General features: G+C 36.4%; 13 protein-coding genes. 10 read left to right on the top strand and 3 right to left on the bottom strand.

Going from position 1 to position 16,988, the window contains the following annotated elements; genetic code table 11:
* The first annotated feature begins 75 nt into the window (after positions 1–75).
* Positions 76–3,492 carry a PAS domain-containing hybrid sensor histidine kinase/response regulator gene (locus BT999_RS01660; RefSeq protein ID WP_178139294.1) on the top strand — a complete coding sequence of 1,139 codons (3,417 nt, stop codon included), beginning with the start codon at positions 76–78 and terminating at the stop codon, positions 3,490–3,492.
* A gap of 148 nt (positions 3,493–3,640) precedes the next feature.
* Here the strand turns inward: BT999_RS01660 and BT999_RS01665 are convergent, their stop codons facing one another.
* Both BT999_RS01665 and rnc read right to left on the bottom strand, forming a co-directional pair.
* Positions 3,641–3,829, bottom strand: coding sequence for a hypothetical protein (locus tag BT999_RS01665; RefSeq protein WP_072695820.1), 189 nt, complete (start codon positions 3,827–3,829; stop codon positions 3,641–3,643).
* Positions 3,830–3,943: 114 nt separating this feature from the next.
* On the bottom strand, positions 3,944–4,657 hold the full coding sequence (gene rnc, locus BT999_RS01670; RefSeq protein WP_072695822.1) for a ribonuclease III: 714 nt from the start codon (positions 4,655–4,657) through the stop codon (positions 3,944–3,946).
* A gap of 76 nt (positions 4,658–4,733) precedes the next feature.
* Between rnc and BT999_RS01675 the strand changes: the two genes are divergently transcribed.
* The 6 genes from BT999_RS01675 (at position 4,734) to BT999_RS01700 (ending at position 12,179) form a co-directional block, all read left to right on the top strand.
* Positions 4,734–6,860, top strand: coding sequence for an acetate--CoA ligase family protein (locus tag BT999_RS01675; protein ID WP_072695824.1), 2,127 nt, complete (start codon positions 4,734–4,736; stop codon positions 6,858–6,860).
* A 109-nt stretch (positions 6,861–6,969) separates the two neighbouring features.
* Positions 6,970–8,037 carry a phosphotransacetylase family protein gene (locus BT999_RS01680; RefSeq protein ID WP_072695826.1) on the top strand — a complete coding sequence of 356 codons (1,068 nt, stop codon included), beginning with the start codon at positions 6,970–6,972 and terminating at the stop codon, positions 8,035–8,037.
* 207 nt (positions 8,038–8,244) lie between these two features.
* Entirely contained in the window at positions 8,245–8,601 is a 357-nt protein-coding gene (gene hypA / locus BT999_RS01685) for a hydrogenase maturation nickel metallochaperone HypA (protein ID WP_072695828.1), read from the top strand.
* Positions 8,602–8,926: 325 nt separating this feature from the next.
* Positions 8,927–10,264, top strand: a complete 1,338-nt coding sequence (dnaB, locus tag BT999_RS01690; RefSeq protein ID WP_072696117.1) for a replicative DNA helicase — start codon at positions 8,927–8,929, stop codon at positions 10,262–10,264.
* Positions 10,265–10,370: 106 nt separating this feature from the next.
* On the top strand, positions 10,371–11,891 hold the full coding sequence (locus BT999_RS01695; RefSeq protein WP_072695830.1) for a small ribosomal subunit Rsm22 family protein: 1,521 nt from the start codon (positions 10,371–10,373) through the stop codon (positions 11,889–11,891).
* A 96-nt stretch (positions 11,892–11,987) separates the two neighbouring features.
* On the top strand, positions 11,988–12,179 hold the full coding sequence (locus BT999_RS01700) for a hypothetical protein (protein WP_072695832.1): 192 nt from the start codon (positions 11,988–11,990) through the stop codon (positions 12,177–12,179).
* A 79-nt stretch (positions 12,180–12,258) separates the two neighbouring features.
* Here the strand turns inward: BT999_RS01700 and BT999_RS01705 are convergent, their stop codons facing one another.
* Entirely contained in the window at positions 12,259–12,864 is a 606-nt protein-coding gene (locus BT999_RS01705; protein WP_143145472.1) for a hypothetical protein, read from the bottom strand.
* A gap of 85 nt (positions 12,865–12,949) precedes the next feature.
* Here BT999_RS01705 and BT999_RS12365 point away from each other — a divergent pair, with 85 nt between their 5' ends.
* The 3 genes from BT999_RS12365 to BT999_RS01720 all read left to right on the top strand — a co-directional run bounded on the left by BT999_RS12365 (position 12,950) and on the right by BT999_RS01720 (position 16,941).
* The gene (locus tag BT999_RS12365; RefSeq protein ID WP_143145473.1) at positions 12,950–13,141 is read left to right on the top strand and encodes a hypothetical protein; all 192 of its coding nucleotides are present in this window, start codon (positions 12,950–12,952) and stop codon (positions 13,139–13,141) included.
* A 573-nt stretch (positions 13,142–13,714) separates the two neighbouring features.
* A complete protein-coding gene (locus BT999_RS01715; RefSeq protein ID WP_218587504.1) occupies positions 13,715–14,806 on the top strand; it encodes an NAD(P)-dependent alcohol dehydrogenase in 1,092 nt (363 codons plus the stop codon).
* Between the two features lie 263 nt (positions 14,807–15,069).
* Positions 15,070–16,941, top strand: a complete 1,872-nt coding sequence (locus tag BT999_RS01720; RefSeq protein ID WP_072695840.1) for an aldehyde ferredoxin oxidoreductase family protein — start codon at positions 15,070–15,072, stop codon at positions 16,939–16,941.
* Positions 16,942–16,988 lie beyond the last annotated feature (47 nt).

A 16,988-nucleotide genomic window follows, 5' to 3' on the forward strand; every position in this document is an offset into this window, starting at 1 on the left:
GACTGTGCAATGGGAATTATTTTCTTTTTATCTTTTATTATTTGTATAGCTTGCTTGTTAAAACCTAGAAAAGTTTTGGCTAATTTAATTGGCGGACTTGATTCGGGTTTTTATACTGCTGTTGCCGTTCCTCTTTTGATTTTGCGAGTTGATGACTTTACTGTTATTTCAACCAATAAAGCGTTTTCTGACCGATACTTAAAGAATAATACCGATATAAACGGTAAAAGTTTTGAAGACGTTTTTATGCCAAGTTTGGAAGTTATAAAAAATATAACAGAGCAAATTTTTTATTATAAACAAAAAAAAAGTGTCCTTGATCTAAAAAACGAAACAGTTGTCGGACAAACATTTTTTGCGGCTACTGCGTTTAGGCAGGCTGTTGGTTGCGAACTTCTTTATCTTGATCCTCAAGATGAAAATATTGCTGTTTTGCAAGTAATTCCAAAAAAAAGCGAAATTCAGAAAATAGAAGATTCTGAACTTTTCAACTTGGTTTTAGACTCGGCTTTTTATCCTATTTTTATTAAAAATGCTAAAAGCGAGTTTATTTTTTTAAATAATTATTATCGCCAACTTTTTGGAACTCAAAGTCAAAACCTTATAGGTGATACTGGTCTGGAATTTGTTTCAGATGAGTATGCCAAACAGGTGAGAGAAGAAGAAGAAAAGATTTTATCGGAAGCAAAAGTTTTTAATTCTGAGGTTTGGCTTACTTGTTCTAATGGTCGTAGGGTTTTGTTTAATATAAAAAAACAACCTTTATATGATAAAAATGGGAATATTATAGGTATTATCGGACAAGCGTTTGATGTTACAGCCAGAAGATTGGAACAAGAAGCCTCGGCACATGAAAAATCATTGTTGCGAACAGTTATAGACGCTATTCCCGATGTTGTATTTTTTAAAGACAGAAACTATCGTTATGTTGGCTGTAATAAAGCTTTTGAAGCTTTGTTCGGTGTGGTTGAAAAAGATATAGTCGGAAAAATTGACTTAGATTTTTTACCGCCTGAGCTTGTTTCTAGTAATATGATCACCGACAGACAGGCTTTGTCTGGTGCAATCAACATAGTCGCTGAAGACATTACGTTAAACTTTAACAATAAAAATTTGGTTTTGGAAATTATAAAAACGCCTTATTTTTCTCAAGAAGCACAATTGCTTGGTTTGGTTTGTATCGGTCGAGATATTACCATGAGAAAAGAAGCGGAAGAAATGACAAAAGAGGCACAAAAAATTGCCAATGACTCTAACGTTGCCAAAAGTGAATTTTTGGCCAATATGAGTCATGAAATCCGCACACCTATGAATGCCATTATAGGGCTGGCACACCTTGCGTTAAATACCGAGCTTAACCAGAAACAACACGATTATATCAATAAAATTTATAATGCCGGTAAATCTTTATTGGGTATTATTAATGATGTTTTGGATTTTTCTAAAATAGAAGCCAACAAACTGGAAGTAGAAAACATAACTTTTAGCTTGGACAACTCTTTTGAGAATATTTCTTCTTTATTTGGTGGAAAAAGCAATGAAAAAGGCGTTGAGCTTATTTTTGATATTGATTATGACGCTCCCGATGCTTTAATTGGCGATCCGTTACGCTTTGGGCAAATTCTTAATAACTTGGTTAGTAATTCGGTTAAATTTACTGAACAAGGAGAAATTAAAGTTAGTTGCAAAGTCGTTAAAAAAGAGGCGGAGTCTGTTACCTTAGATGTTTCCGTTAGTGATAGCGGAATAGGTATGACGGAAGAACAACAACGCAATATCTTTACTGCTTTTGGACAGGCTGATGCCTCAACTACTCGTAAATATGGCGGAACAGGTCTTGGACTAACGATTACTAAACGCTTAGTTTCAATGATGGGTGGAACTATTCGGGTTGATAGTGAATATAAAAAAGGAACAACGATTACTTGTACTTTAACTTTTGGTATAGATAGCGAAAATGTTCAACCTTATTACCAAAACACCTTGCCTGATTTTAAAATTTTGCTTGTTGATGATGTTTTCGCTTCACAAGAAATTAGCGTAAAATTTTTGAGCCACCTTTTCTCAAATATTCATACTTTTAATAATAAAGATGTTGCATTAGCCGAACTAAAAAAGGTTAATGCCGGCGAATTGCCTTATACCTTGGCTTTGGTAAATCTTAGTAAAAATTCAGGTGATGGGCTTGAGTTTATAAAAGAAATTTACAATACTGATAATATTGTTACGAAACCTTCAATTATTTTTGCTTTATCATATGGCATGGACAATATTCATATTAAGGTTAGAGAAGAGGGCGTAACAAGCTTTTTGCCTAAGCCTTTTACTCGGATTCAAATATATGACGCTATCAAGATGGCTGTTGATTCTGTTTCTGAAAGTAGTTTGTCTAACGACAAAGATTTGCTGATAGGTCTAAGACCTTCATTTAATAATGAAAAGATATTATTGGTTGAAGATAACTCTATTAATCAACAGGTTGCGACTGAACTTTTAGAAGAGATTAATCTAGATGTTATTGTTGCTAATAACGGAGAAGAAGCCCTTCGCATTCTTAACGAAAACAACACGACATTTTCGCTTATTTTGATGGACTTAGAAATGCCTGTTTTAGACGGCTATGCAGCCACCAAACAGATTAGAATGCAATCTACGTTTGACCATATTCCAATTGTGGCAATGACTGCTCATGCGATGAAAGATGAGCGTGATTACTGCTTGGCTCACGGTATGAATGCTCATATCGCCAAGCCTATTGAGGTTGAATGTTTGTATGAAACAATCGGTAAGTTTATAAAATCAAATAAACTTGATAATAAAACCGGTGCTTATCCTGAACATGCTACAAAAAGCACCTTAGAAGAACTCAAGGGTTTTGATTATAAAAATGCCTTAACTCGTTTGGGTGGAAACTTGCAACTGTTTATAAAACTTTTGTGCCAGTTAAAGACTAACTATATAAACGTATCGTCTGATTTACAAGTTGCACTAGATAAAAATGATAAGGTTGAAGTTGTTCGTTTAAGCAGTTCTGTAAAAAATCTTGCCGGAAATATTGGGGCAACAGCACTTTATAAAAATAGTGAAATTTTAGTAAACGAAAGTGTAAAATATAATGATTCCAAAGAAAAAAAGATTCCGGAAACTTTAAAAACAGCCTTATCAAGTTTTACACATGCATTGCAGGAAACTTTATTGAATATTAAAAAAAGTAATATTTGTGAAAGCTTTAAAACTCAACAAGAAAAAGAAGATCAAGAACCAAGTAAAAATATAGAAGAACTAAAACCTCAATTGCTCGAATTTTGGCAGTTGTTAAAAGATTATGATGCCTCTGTTTTAGAGTTATTTAGCGTGTTAAATTCAACTTTAAGTATGATAGATTCAAAAACGGCAAAAGAAGTTAAAAAGGCTGTTGAGAGATTTGAGTTTGAAGAAGCGTTAGAACTTTTTGAAACTCTTATGAAAAAAGCTGATATTAACTTAAGTTAAAATAAAGGGTTATTGTTTTAACAATTTCAAGTTTTTTATATAACCTTAACCTATTTAAAATGACAGCTAAAGTTGTTTTTTAGTAATGATATTAAGCTATAAATATTAAAGTTATTGCCGACCTTAGTTAGATAGTATTTTAAAGCAATTAATCGCTAAATTCATAAAGACCAAGTATAATATCGTTTTTATAAGTAATATCTTTAATCTTACTAATGTGTGTTTTTACTTTTTTATAATTACCACGAATCGACCATAAAACAGCTAAATTAGCTTGCTCTGTGTAATAGTGCATATTATTTTTGTTAAAATCTATATTTTCTTGGCCACCAAACAAGGCTAACGGATCTTCTTGAGTTGCTATTTTAGATAACTTACCGGTCTGGCTATTGATATCATTTTTAAATATTTTCTATTGTTTACAGCGTGTTATGTGTTTAAGTCTAAAAAATTATTGTTTTAACAACTCCAATGCTTTTTCGGCTGCGAGTTGTTCGGCTTTTTTTACCGTGTTGCTTGATGATTCGATAGTTACCCCATTAGGCAAACTAAGCTGAATATGAAAAGTTTTTTCGTGTTCCGGCCCTTGAGCTTGAATAAGTTTATATTGAGGAGTGGCTTTAAATGTTTTTTGTGTAATTTCTTGCAATAAGCTTTTATTGTCTTTTTGTTTTTTTGGTGTACTAATCTTTTTGTCATGATGTTGATTAAAAAGATTACAAACAATTTTTTGAGCATTATTAAAATCACTGTCTAAAAAAATTGCTCCGAAAAGAGCCTCGAGGGCATCAGCCAATAAGTTGTCTCTTTGTCTTCCACCCTGATTTTCTTCACCTTTTCCCAATAATAAATATTGATCAAGTTTTATTTTTTTTGCAATATTTGCTAAGCTTTTGGCATTTACGGCTTGAGAGCGTAATTCTGTTAAAATTCCTTCTCTGCTGTCTGAGTGGGTTTTATATAATTGGTCTGATAAAGAAAGCTGTAAAACGGCATCACCCAAGAACTCAAGCCTTTCATTATGTGCGTTTGGTTCGAAATTTTTTGCGTTTATATTTTGTTCGTTGGAATAAGAACTGTGAGTTAGGGCTTGACGCAATAGAGAAGCGTTATTAAATTGGTAGTTGATGGCTGTTTGCAATTGGTCGAACTTAGTAGTATACATAATTTGAAACGGTACTCTCAGGGTTTTGTCAATAATAAACTAAATAGTACTAAAATAATAAGGAAAAAGCAAAATAATGGCTCCGCATAGAAATTTAGAGCAGATGTTTAACCCTAGTCATATTGCGATTATAGGGGCATCGGCAACATCGGGAAAGGTTGGTCATACTGTTTTGTTAAACCTTATAACGGCAGGGTATAAGGGGAAGATTTATCCCGTTAACCCTAACGTTGACACTATACTTGGTTTGCCAACAGTACGCAAGATTAATGATTTACCACAAAATCTTGATATGGCTGTTTTGTGTATCCCTTCTGAACATTGTTTGGAAGCACTGGAACAATTGGCACAAATATCAGTAAAATCAGTCGTAATTATTTCTGCCGGTTTTAAAGAAGTTGGCGGGCTTGGTTGGAAGCTTGAAGAAGAAGTAATTAAGCTGGCAAAAAAACATAACATTGCTGTTTTGGGTCCAAATTGTTTGGGCTATATCAATATTGATAAAGGTATAAATGTTACCTTTGCCGAAGGACAACCCAAATCAGGTACTATCGGATTCTTTTCGCAATCAGGTGCTTTATGTATAGGTATTATTGATTGGTCAAAAAATAAAAATATCGGCTTTTCTCATTTTATCAGCGTTGGTAACAAGGCAGTGATTGATGAGTCAGATATTTTAACTTTTTTGGCTAATGACCCAAATACAAAAGTAATCGTTGGTTATCTTGAAAGCGTGGAAAATGGTTCTCGTTTTTTGCGTAATGCCGAGGCAGCATCAGCAAAAAAACCCGTTATTTTATTGAGAGCAGGGAGCAGTAACTCAGGGGCAAAAGCAGCTTCGTCTCATACCGGTGCTTTAGCCGGGCGTGATGCTGCGTATGAAGCCGCCTTTAAACAATCTGGAATTTTAAGAGCCAGAGAGATGGAAGAACTTTTTCAACTCGCACAAGCTTTTGCTCTACAGCCTATTCCGCTAGGACCAAATATCGCAGTTGTAACCAACTCAGGCGGACCGGGAATTGTTGCGGCAGATGCGTGTGAACATTATGGCTTGACTATGACCTCTTTAAAGCCTGAGACTATTCATACTTTAAAAGAGATACTACCATCTTATGCGGCATTTTTTAACCCTGTTGATGTACTTGGTGATGCAACCCCAACTCGCATAGTGCAAACCGTGAAAACTGTTTTAGCTGATGAAATGGTACATTCTTTGGTTGTTTTACTTTCTCCGACGGCTCAAACTCCAATGGAGCAGATAGCCCGAGAACTTGTGGCAGTTTTTGAGGCGATTCCAAAAGATAAAAAGAAACCGATATTTTGTTGTTTTATGGGCGGAACTTTGGTTAATGAGGCAAAAAATATTTTAAGTTCTGCCGGTTATCCTTGTTATGATTTTCCCGAGCCGGCTATGCGTTCGGCAAAGGCTTTGTTTGATTATAAAAAACGCAAAGAAGCCCTTCCTCCCGTTGAAGTTACTTATCGCAGAGATAAAAACAAAGCTGAAAGTGTAATTAAAAAAGCGTTAAGAGAAGGAAGTTGCGAGCTTGCGGAATTTCAGGCTCAGGGTTTACTCGAAGCTTATGAATTGCCTACTCCTACCACAAAGCTTTGTCGGACAAGCCAAGAGGCGATGGATATTGCACATAAAATAGGCTTTCCCGTCGTTATGAAAATTGCTTCACCGCATATTTTGCATAAAAGCGATGTTGGTGGTGTTGTTTTAAATATAAAAAATAAAGAAGAGGCAAAAGAAGCCTTTTTGACAATTACGTCTAAAACTCAACGTTTGAGACCTGATGCTCATATAAGTGGTTGTTTGGTTCAAGCTATGGCTCCAAGCGGTTCAAGGGAAGTTATTGTCGGGGTTAAACGAGACCCTCAATTTGGACCCTTAGTTTTGTTTGGACTGGGTGGAATTCATGTTGAAACTTTAAAAGACTTTAGTACACGTTTGGCACCGCTTACACTCAGTGATGCCCACGATATGATTAGAGAAATTAAGGCGTATCCTATTTTAGCCGGTATGCGAGGGGAAAAACCAATTAATTTTAACGCCTTGGAAGATATTCTTTTGATTATGTCTCAACTAGCGTTAGACTTTCCTCTTATTGAAGAAGCGGAGTTTAACCCTGTTTTGGTGAATGAAAAAGGGGCGTTAGTGGCTGATATAAGAATTATTTTAGCTCATAAAGAAAGTTAATTGGCAATAAAGTTAATTAGTTGATAAGAGTTAATAAAAAATAGCGTTATATTTTGTTTGTTTTGTAATAAAATAAAAATAACTTTTTTAATATTTCAGGAGAAAATATATGGTACCCGGTTTGTTTATTGGTGCTACAAGTGGTTATGCCGGTAAAAATACTATGCTGATGGGTATAGGTTTAAGGTTAATGCGTGAAAATATTAATCTTGGCTATATGAAGCCGGTTGGGCTTAATTTGGTTAAACATAACGGACAACAAGGTGATGAAGACGCTGTTTTTGTTCAAGAGGTTTTGGGCTTAAGTGAAAACCCCGAAGACGTTACGCCGATTGTTGTTACTCAAGATTTTAAAGTGCAAGCGTTTCAAAGCGGAGTTGAAGACCAACTTCCAAAGATTAAAAAATCCTATGAAAAACTGGCACAAAACAAAGAATTAATGCTCTTAGGCGGTTCCGGAAATATGTTTACCGCTCGTTATTGCAATCTTGATGCTATGCGTTTAGTAAAAGAAATGGGTTGGAAGGTGCTTGTTGTCGAACGTTTTTCCAATGCGTTAAAATATGATTTGTTGACTGTTTATAAAGATATGCTTAAAGACCAAATGTTGGGTGTAATTCTTAACGATATTCCCAATATCTTTATGTCTGAGGTAGAAGGCTTAATTAAACCTTACCTTGAACGTAGTGGTATTCCGGTTTTGGGAATAGTTCCGAAAGATCAACTGATGAGTTCTATTTCTGTAAGCGATTTAACCGAAAGTCTTTCGGCTCGTGTTATTTCCGCCCAAGAACGTTGCAGTACCATGATTGAAAACTTTTTAATCGGTTCTATGCAGGTTGAAAACTTTATGGCATATTTACGTCGTCATAAAAAAGCGGCGGTTATTGTTGGCGGAGATAGAGCAGATATTCAATTGGTCGCTCTTGAATCAGGCTGTCCTTGTTTGGTTTTAACGGGAAATATTTATCCTAACGATATTATTTTATCTAGAGCCGATGCTCTGGGTATTCCGATTTTATTGGTGCGAGAAGATACTTATTCCGTTGCGAATAAAATGGAACAGGTTTTATTTAGACATAAGCTTAGAGATCCTATAAAAGTGCGTCAAGGGGCACAGTTAGTTGCCGGCTCTCTTAACTTTATTGCAATTAAAGAGGCTCTTGGTTTAAGATAAATTATTCTATAGTGAGCCTATTACACAATGGTCTCGTAGTTTCCCAAAAACACGAATAAGGATACTAGACTATGTGCATGCAGAGCATAAAGCGATGATAAAAGCAGGTAAAACAAGTTTTGCAATGGTCTTATAGTGTTATTATTACTCAAAGTGATTGTTAAATTTGAGTTTGAGCAACTATTTAAGGAATGATGAGGTAGCTTTGTGCATGAAACTTCAATGGTTATGAGTATTTTAGACATAGTTAAAGATACCCTTAAAACCCATAATGCCTCTAGAGTTACCCAAATTACTCTTGTTCTTGGTGAATTTGTGTGTGTTGAACCAAAGGCTTTAAGCTCTTGTTTTGAAATTTTTGCTCAAGGTACTCCGGCAGAAGGGGCAAACTTAGTTTTTGAACGTATATCAACGACAAGGTCTTGCGTTAACTGTGAAAAAATATATGAAAAGTCAGATGAATACAATATTTGCCAGACCTGTGGCGGGAAAATTGCTTTTTCCGGCGGGCGAGAATTTTATCTTAAAAGTTTGGAGTTGGAATCAGAAGATTCTGAAACATAACGTTATAATTTACATGGGTTTATAATTTAATAAGATCAATATGAATAAAACAAATAATAAACAAAAGTCGCCTACTGTTACTGATTCCGATTTAAACAATTCTGTTGCTAATGATAATTTAGCAGAGAACCATATTGAGAGTGCTTTTTCTCCTGTTGACGGCGATTTTTTTGAGCCTTTTTTTCCCGCACCGGAAGATTATGGCCATACCCAAAACAGTGAAACGGCAAATCAACAGAATAGTGGCTTGGCTGATGATTATATAACATACACCAATGCACAGCCGGGCAATAGCTATGGTAATGTCGATGCTCTTTCCAAAGAAATGTTGAGCAAGATGCCACCCCATAGTTTAGAGGCGGAACAGGCGGTTTTGGGCGGAATTTTTTTACGTCCCGAGTCTTTGTTGAATATTATGGATATTTTAAACGACGATGATTTTTATATTCCGGCTCATAAATTTATTTTTAGTGCAATTGTCGCTTTGTTTGTCCAAAATGTGCCGATTGATGTTGTTACAGTCGGTGAACAGCTAAGAAAACAAGGACAACTTGAGCTTGTGGGAAACTCTGCTTATCTTGCTGAGTTGGCACACGGTGTTATTAGTGCGGCAAACGCTGAATATCTTGCTACTACTGTGCGAGATAAGGCGATGTTAAGAAATATGATTAGCTCTTGTGCTGATATTATTGGACAGTGTTATGACCCTTCTCAAGAAGTTCAAAGTATTTTAGACCAATCAGAACAATCAATTTTTTCTATTGCTCAACGTAGTAACAAAAAGAGCATGGTTCATGTTAAAGACTTAACAAAAAAGATTTTTGCCGACCTTGAAAAGCGTTTTGCCCAAAAGGAAATGGTAACCGGAGTAACAACCGGGTATGCAAGTTTAGATAACCTAACAGCGGGTTTTCAACCGTCTGATTTAATTATTTTAGCCGCACGTCCTTCTATGGGAAAAACAGCTTTGGCGATGAATATGCTAATGCGGGCGGCGGTTACACGTAGTAAAAGCGTAGCGGTTTTTTCTTTGGAAATGTCTATGGATCAGTTGATGATGCGTATGCTTTGCTCTTGGGGCAAGGTTGATTTGTCTAAGTTAAGACGTAGTTATCTTGAACCGGAAGATTGGCAAAGATTACAAACAGCGGCCGATGTTTTTTCTAAATCATCTATCTTTATTGATGATACCCCCGCTTTATCTACTTTAGAGTTGCGTACACGTGTAAGGCGGCTTAAGGCGGATAAGGGCGTTGATTTGGTGATGATTGATTACCTTCAATTGATGAGAGCGGGGCGGAGAACTGATTCTCGTGAATTGGAAATTTCTGAAATATCTCGAAGTTTAAAGGCATTGGCAAAAGAACTGAATATTCCTGTGATTGCCTTGGCACAGCTTAACCGCAAACTTGAAGATCGCCAAGATAAACGCCCAATTTTGTCAGATTTGCGAGAATCAGGAGCGATAGAACAAGATGCCGATGTCATTATGTTTATTTATCGTGATGCTGTTTATAATAAGGGAGCGAATAAGGCAGAACCCGGCCCTGCTGAAATTATTATCGGCAAACAAAGAAACGGCCCGACCGGAACCGCACACTTAACTTATTTACCTTCATTTACGGCTTTTGAAGAAGAAGAAAGACGTTACGGTGATGTTTAATAACTATTGGATTTTGCAATGCTTTTTATTTCGTTTTGATCGATAATAAACAGTGTATTTAATAATTTTATAACCTTATTTGGTTGCTTTAACCTTTGAGAACAATATGTCTAAATTTAATGATAAATATGGTAATAAATCTGCTTTTCATCAAGCCGATTCTCAATATAAACCGCTTAAAAAACGCAGTATAAAAGCTGTTGCCAGCCCACAAAACATAGAACAAGAAAAAAGTCATGGTGTTGAGGGCGAGTTTAAGAAAAAAGAAAACTTTTTTAATGTTAAATCAAAAAATATGCATGATTTAACAAAACAAAGAAAATTTTATAGCAACTCTTTATTAGAAGTTCCGAGTTCTAACTTTACCGCAGACTTAGCTCAACTTATTAATATAATTAATGAACTTTTTCCGATTAAAAGCCAACATCGTCGCTCTCTTCCTAATGATGTTCATGAATTATCTTTGATTTTAACGGAAGAAAGAGCCAGATTAAAAACGCCTTATTGGGCAGCCCCTCGTTTTTTATCAGCATATTTACGTTATTTTTTGCCTTGGAATTTAGTCCGCCTAGCTTGGCTTTTCCCTAAGCTCGACTTGAGTTTAAAAAATGGTAGTACAATTTTAGATTGTGGTAGTGGACCGTTAACCTTGCCGATTGCTCTTTGGTTGCATCGTCCTGATTTGCGTTCGCTGAAACTTAATTTTGTGTGTACAGATACGGGTAGCAGTGCCCTTGAGGCGGGTAAGCAATTATTTACCGAATATACCGGTGGAAAGAGTAGCTGGAGCTTTAAAACAATACGTTCTAATTTGGGGCAAAGCTTAGCACATTTTAGAAAACCAGAACATAAAGCTGATTTAATTATGCTTGGGAATATGTTGAATGAGCTTAGTACGGGAAACCGTGAACCTTTAGACCAACTTCTCGGTCAGCTTAGTGTAAATCTGCAAAAAGCCTTAAACCCTAAAGGGCAAGTGTTGGTGGTTGAACCGGGTACAAGGCTTGGCTCAAAACTTACAACAAACTTGCGTTTTCATGCTTTACGCACGGGTTATGAAGTGCTTAGTCCTTGTACTCATCAAGAACCTTGTCCGCTACTAGACCCTGCGGCACGTTCTTGGTGTCATTTTAGTTTCCCTGTTTTGGAAGTGCCTCGGGCGTTAAGTTCTCTTTCTGTTGCCGCGAAACTTGAAAAGCAAAGAGCCAGTTTGGCATTTTTATTTTTACAAAATAAACACATACAAGATGTTGATAGCTTAGATGATGATTATTTTGATGAAGATTGTGATCTTGAAGAGTATTCTGAAAATCTTGATTGCGAAGCCGGACAGCGTGCGAGTGCAAATCATGCTACTTTTAATCAAAAAAATACCGAAAGTTTAAAAAATAAAACTTGTGAGGCAAGAATTGTTTCAGGTAAGATTTTAATACCGGGTAATAAAGATATGGCGTTTACTCAAAACCCTAAGATGATAGATGGTCGTTATGCCTGTACTAGCCATGGTTTAGCGTTGATTTGTCCGTTTAATAAACCAGAAGGCAGTAAAGTAACAATTCGCTTTATTGGCGAGCGAGATAAAAAAAGCGGGGCTTTATTGGCTACTGAAATTATAGCTAAGGGTTAACATATTAGTTTTTTCTGAAAAAATAAAACTATTGCAACAAGTTGTGTGTGATTTTGTTGTTTTTTTCTGATAGAATAAACACCAAAGGATTTATTTATGAAAAATATTTATCTAATGGTTTTGTTATGTTTTTTTAGTTTCGGTCTAGTTGCTTGTCAAAGCGAAGAAGAGAAAAGAGCAGAAGCAGAAAAAGTTCAAAATGCAAGAGGCAATGAAGCTGCCAATGCGTTGTTTAATCAGGCATCAAAGAACGCTGATGAGGCTGCAAGAAACAGTATATCACGCTAAATGTCAATACTACCACAAGCGTGATTGAACAATCTTTATCAAAGCTCACAGGCACTAAGATAGTGTCGGTGAGAATAAACTATACGATGATCTTAATAGATGGAACGGTTGATACTGGAACATCTATGGTTGGAGGGGAATCAGTTTCAGATATTTCCGGCATTTGAACAACTTCTTCTGGGTTCTCAGATGGCACTTCTTTGCTTGACTGTCTGGTTCCTTCGTTAGGCAATATTGCTTCTCGTGCTTGTTCTTCAAGCTTTTCTTTTGATTCTTTTAGATGTGTTTTTTCTGCTGATTTACGAATTTCATCACTTTGATATAAAGCCATTCTTTTTTCCGCTCTTTTAATGGCCTTATATCTTTCTCCTGCAGTTTTAGCAGATTCATATTCTAATTTTGCGGTATTTAGAATAGACGTCAATGTACTTTGTTGTGCATCATTCGTTTTCTGATTTGCTTTCATTCCTGTTAAGGTAGCTTCAATATATTTTGACTGTTCCCGTTCAACTGAAACAAAATTATTAGACATTAAATTTGGATTGGTATGAGAAGAGTCGATTTGGTTTTCATTTATTATTGGATCCATTACAGTATTTTCGCTTAGTTGCTCTTGTTCTTTTTTTAAAGAACGGAGCATATTGTGTAAACTGTCTGCGGGATTATTAGAAATACTATTAATCATAATAAACTCTTTAATTTTATTTGAAGTTAAGTGTGTCTATTTATATTTATCGACAAAAATTTATTTATCTTTAAAAAATATATTTATGAAAAATATTTCTCTAATAGTTTTGTTATGTTTTTTTAGTTTCGGTCTAGTTGCTTGTCAAAGCGAAGAAGAGAAAAGAGCAGAAGCAGAAAAAGTTCAAAATGCAAGAGGCAATGAAGCTGCCAATGCGTTGTTTAATCAGGCATCAAAGAACGCTGATGAGGCTGCAAGAAACAGTATATCACGTTAATAGTCTTATACTTTCTTTCATGCTAAAAATGGTATTGTTTTTCTTATTAAATTTATTTTCCTAAAAATATTTCTTGATAAAATTCATAGAAGAAGTAGCCCCTGTATATAGATAAGAGTAAAAACACAAAACCATGTAAGCCTTGAAATTACAAGGAGTTACATGGTTTTTCTTGTGCTGATTATGACTGTGCTAGCAACTGAATTTGAAGGTTTTTTGTACTGATGAGAGTCGTATACAACACCGATTGAGGAGCGTTAGAAGCACCCAAAACACCTGAAAAGAATAGGGGGTTGGGCTTGTAATAACAAAATAGACTTTTGTATTGCTTGGTATTATATTGTGGTCTAGATAATTTGCCACAACTAAAAAATCTATTAAGTTATTGTTATGGAAGTAAAAAATAACTTTCAGTAAATTTTTATTGCATTTAAAAGAAACGGAGTATAGATTTAGCTCTAAAGTGTGGGGTTTATCCACCTTATTATTTAAACTTTCAACGAGGAGATACCCTCTTATTAAATGTACAACATTATTATTTAATTACCTTTTATTAGCCTAAACAGGAGTCGAATGATGAAAGCTTTAGCAGCGGTTCTTTACGAACAAGGTGGTAAATTTGTTTTTGACGAAGTCGATTTGGCTGATCCAAAAGAAAATGAGGTATTGGTTAAAATCATTGCTGTTGGTGTTTGTCATACCGATGAGGGTGGCCGACAGTGGATGATAGAACCACCTGTAGTACTTGGACACGAAGGTTCTGGAATAGTGGAAAAAGTTGGATCTGGGGTGAAAGATTTTAAACCTGGTGACCATGTTGTAATTACGGTTGCATCTTGTGGTAGCTGTGAGTTTTGTTTGAAAGGCATGCCTTTTGCCTGTCCACACATGGGAGAGCTGAACATCGGGGGCAAAATGCTCGACGGTAGTAGCCGTATTTCAAAAAATGGAAAAGAGATCAAAAACTTTTTTGGGCAATCTTCTTTTGCCCAGTATTCAGTCGTAAACGCACATAGTTTGGTCAAAGTTGATAAAAGCGTTGACCTTGCCCTCCTAGGACCCCTGGGTTGTGGCTTTCAAACAGGTGCCGGAACAGTATTAGGCTGTCTTAATGCAAAAGCAAGTGATTCTATAGTCATTTTCGGCTGTGGATCACTGGGTTTGAGTGGTGTTATGGGTGCAAAAATTGCAAAATGTAAAAATATAATTGCGGTTGGTGGAACTCCTGACAAACTAAAATTAGCCATGGAACTTGGAGCAACACATACTATTAATCGAAAAGAAATTAAAGATGTGGCTGCTGAAATTATTAAAATTACCAATGGCGGAGCTAATCTTGCGTTTGAAACCACTGGTGCACCAGCCATTTTTGACATTGCACTAGCTTCTCTTGCTACACTTGGCAAACTTGCTCTTTGTGGTGTGGGCAATAAATTTACTTTTGACCCTATGAATTTGATTATTGGCAGTAAAACCATTGTTGGTAGTAATGAAGGCAACCTATCATATCATAAGTTTATTCCTCAAATGATTGAATATTATAAAAAAGGCGAGTTTCCTTTTGATAAATTGATTACTTTCTATGATTTTAAAGAGATAGAGAAATCCTTTGAAGATTCTCACAAAGGTATAGTAGTAAAACCAGTTCTGCGTATTTCACACTAAACACTGGTGGCGATTATTGAATTTTCTTGAGATATATTCTAATTAGTCAGGCAGTAGATTCAAGGCCCTCACACTGTCAAGTTAATAAGCAAGAATGGAAACTACTGCTCTGTTAATGTATTAAATTAAAGTATTTCAACGCAGCAGATAATCATACTTTGTATTCAAAACTAAGGGCTAGAATTGTTTTTTATTGCTAAATTTTAATTAGTACCAGTTATAATTTTATTTTAATCTTTTATTAATATCAGAGGAGAAAAATTATGTTTGCAGGTGGATACTGGGGAAAGATTTTACGTGTTAATCTTACAACAAAGACTTTTACAATAGAAGATTTACCAGAGCAAGTTGCGTTGGATTTTCTTGGCGGAATGGGCTTTGCCGTTAATATCCTATATAATGAGTTAAAGCCAAAAATAGATCCACTCTCTCCTGAGAATAAACTAGTGGTTTTTCCTGGGCCTTTTACTGGCACCAATATTCCATGTTCTAGCAGGATTGCGTTTGGTGCTAAATCTCCTCAAACAGGCACACTCGGCGTTGCGTTATCTGGTGGGCATTTTCCAGCGGAGTTTAAATTTACGGGTTTTGACGGTCTGATTGTTGAGGGGAAATCAGAAAAACCCTGCTATATTTTGATTCGCGACGGCAAAGTCACTTTCCGTTCAGCCAAGCGAATGTGGGGTAGCACAACTTCTGATTGTCAGATTATGATTAAAAATGATCTTAATGATCATAACGTGCGTATTGCTTGTATTGGACCTGCCGGTGAAAATATGAGTCGCATGGCTGCCATCATTAATGAACGTCGTGCTGCGGGGCGTAAAGGTCTTGGTGCTGTAATGGGTTCTAAAAACCTTAAAGCCATTGTAGTGCGAGGCAACCAAGAAGTGCCAGTTGCTAATAAAGATAGTTTGAAAACAGCACGTTTATCAATGGCAAAGTCCATGAAAGATAGTCCAGTGTTGTATCCTCAGTTTTCCAAACTTGGCACAGCCATGGTTGTTGATCACCTAAGTGCCATGGGCATGTTTCCTAGCAATAACTGGAAAGATACTGGTACAAATTCTTTTGAAGATTACATCGGTGTCGCCAAACAAGAAGAACTTAACGTGGGCAAGGAGCATTGTTATGGCTGCCCAGTGGGTTGTACTCAACAGATTAGAGTAAACAAAGGTCCTCGTACTGGCGTGATCGGAGAACCAGAATATGAATCTTTTTATTCTTTGGGTAGCACTACTGGTATAAAAGATGTTGGTGAAATTGCTGCATCAGATAGACTTTGTGATGAACTTGGCTTAGACACCATCAGTGCTGGTGTCTGTGTTGGTTTTGCTATGGAGCTTGCAGAAAAAGGTTTGCTCGATCCAAAACTGATAGAAGGGCTAGACCTGCGTTTTGGTAATGCTGATGCCCAATATGAATTAATCCGCCGTATGGCCTTTCGTGAAGGCATTGGCGACCTGTTTGCTGATGGTACAAAAGAAGCTGCTCGCCGTCTAGGTGGAGATGCTTGGAAATATGCCATTCATGTTAAAGGGCTAGAACTACCTGCTTACGATGGACGTGGTGCCATGGCTCATGCCTTGAACTACGCCACAGCCTTTACTGGTGCTGACCATAACCGTGGGTATGCTATTCAGGAAATATTTGGTGTGCCAGTCCCTTATCCTGTGGATAGAGACACGATAGAAGGAAAAGGCAAACTCACTAAATGGAACCAAGATATTGGTACAGGGGCTTGTGATTGTCCAACTACTTGTGCATTTATGTTGACCATTGCCATGCCTGGTACAATAACAGAAAGTACGGCGGCCTTGGCTTCTGCCCTAACTGGTTTAAAATTCACGAGCAATGACATCTGGACCATTGGAGAAAGAGTTAATAACCTAGCTAAGGCGTTTAATTCTCGTGAAGGTTTTGGGCGTGAAGATGATACCTTACCATGGCGTTTGATGAATGAAGCGCTACAGGCTGGTCTTTCTAAGGGTGGAATTATCACTCAAAAAATGCTTGATGCCATGTTAGATGAATATTATACAGAACGAGGCTGGGATTTGAAAACTTCACGTCCTACTAAAGAAAAATTACAAGCTTTAGGTCTAGATAAGGCGGCGAAAGAACTTTGGTCTTAGTTTGTGAGGCTTCTGGTTTGTAAAAATATAAGGTTAAATAATTTGAT

Origin of the sequence: Desulfovibrio litoralis DSM 11393, from assembly GCF_900143255.1 — a bacterium.
Lineage (GTDB): Bacteria > Desulfobacterota > Desulfovibrionia > Desulfovibrionales > Desulfovibrionaceae > Frigididesulfovibrio_A > Frigididesulfovibrio_A litoralis.

What these genes read in the sequence shown, in the direction of transcription:
- rnc (WP_072695822.1), bottom strand. Translation starts at nt 4,657, where the DNA reads ATGTATACTACTAAGTTCGACCAATTGCAAACAGCCATCAACTACCAA.
- BT999_RS01675 (WP_072695824.1), top strand. Translation starts at nt 4,734, where the DNA reads ATGGCTCCGCATAGAAATTTAGAGCAGATGTTTAACCCTAGTCATATT.
- BT999_RS01680 (WP_072695826.1), top strand. Translation starts at nt 6,970, where the DNA reads ATGGTACCCGGTTTGTTTATTGGTGCTACAAGTGGTTATGCCGGTAAA.
- dnaB (WP_072696117.1), top strand. Translation starts at nt 8,927, where the DNA reads ATGTTGAGCAAGATGCCACCCCATAGTTTAGAGGCGGAACAGGCGGTT.
- BT999_RS01695 (WP_072695830.1), top strand. Translation starts at nt 10,371, where the DNA reads ATGTCTAAATTTAATGATAAATATGGTAATAAATCTGCTTTTCATCAA.
- BT999_RS01700 (WP_072695832.1), top strand. Translation starts at nt 11,988, where the DNA reads ATGAAAAATATTTATCTAATGGTTTTGTTATGTTTTTTTAGTTTCGGT.
- BT999_RS01705 (WP_143145472.1), bottom strand. Translation starts at nt 12,864, where the DNA reads ATGATTAATAGTATTTCTAATAATCCCGCAGACAGTTTACACAATATG.
- BT999_RS12365 (WP_143145473.1), top strand. Translation starts at nt 12,950, where the DNA reads ATGAAAAATATTTCTCTAATAGTTTTGTTATGTTTTTTTAGTTTCGGT.
- BT999_RS01715 (WP_218587504.1), top strand. Translation starts at nt 13,715, where the DNA reads ATGATGAAAGCTTTAGCAGCGGTTCTTTACGAACAAGGTGGTAAATTT.
- BT999_RS01720 (WP_072695840.1), top strand. Translation starts at nt 15,070, where the DNA reads ATGTTTGCAGGTGGATACTGGGGAAAGATTTTACGTGTTAATCTTACA.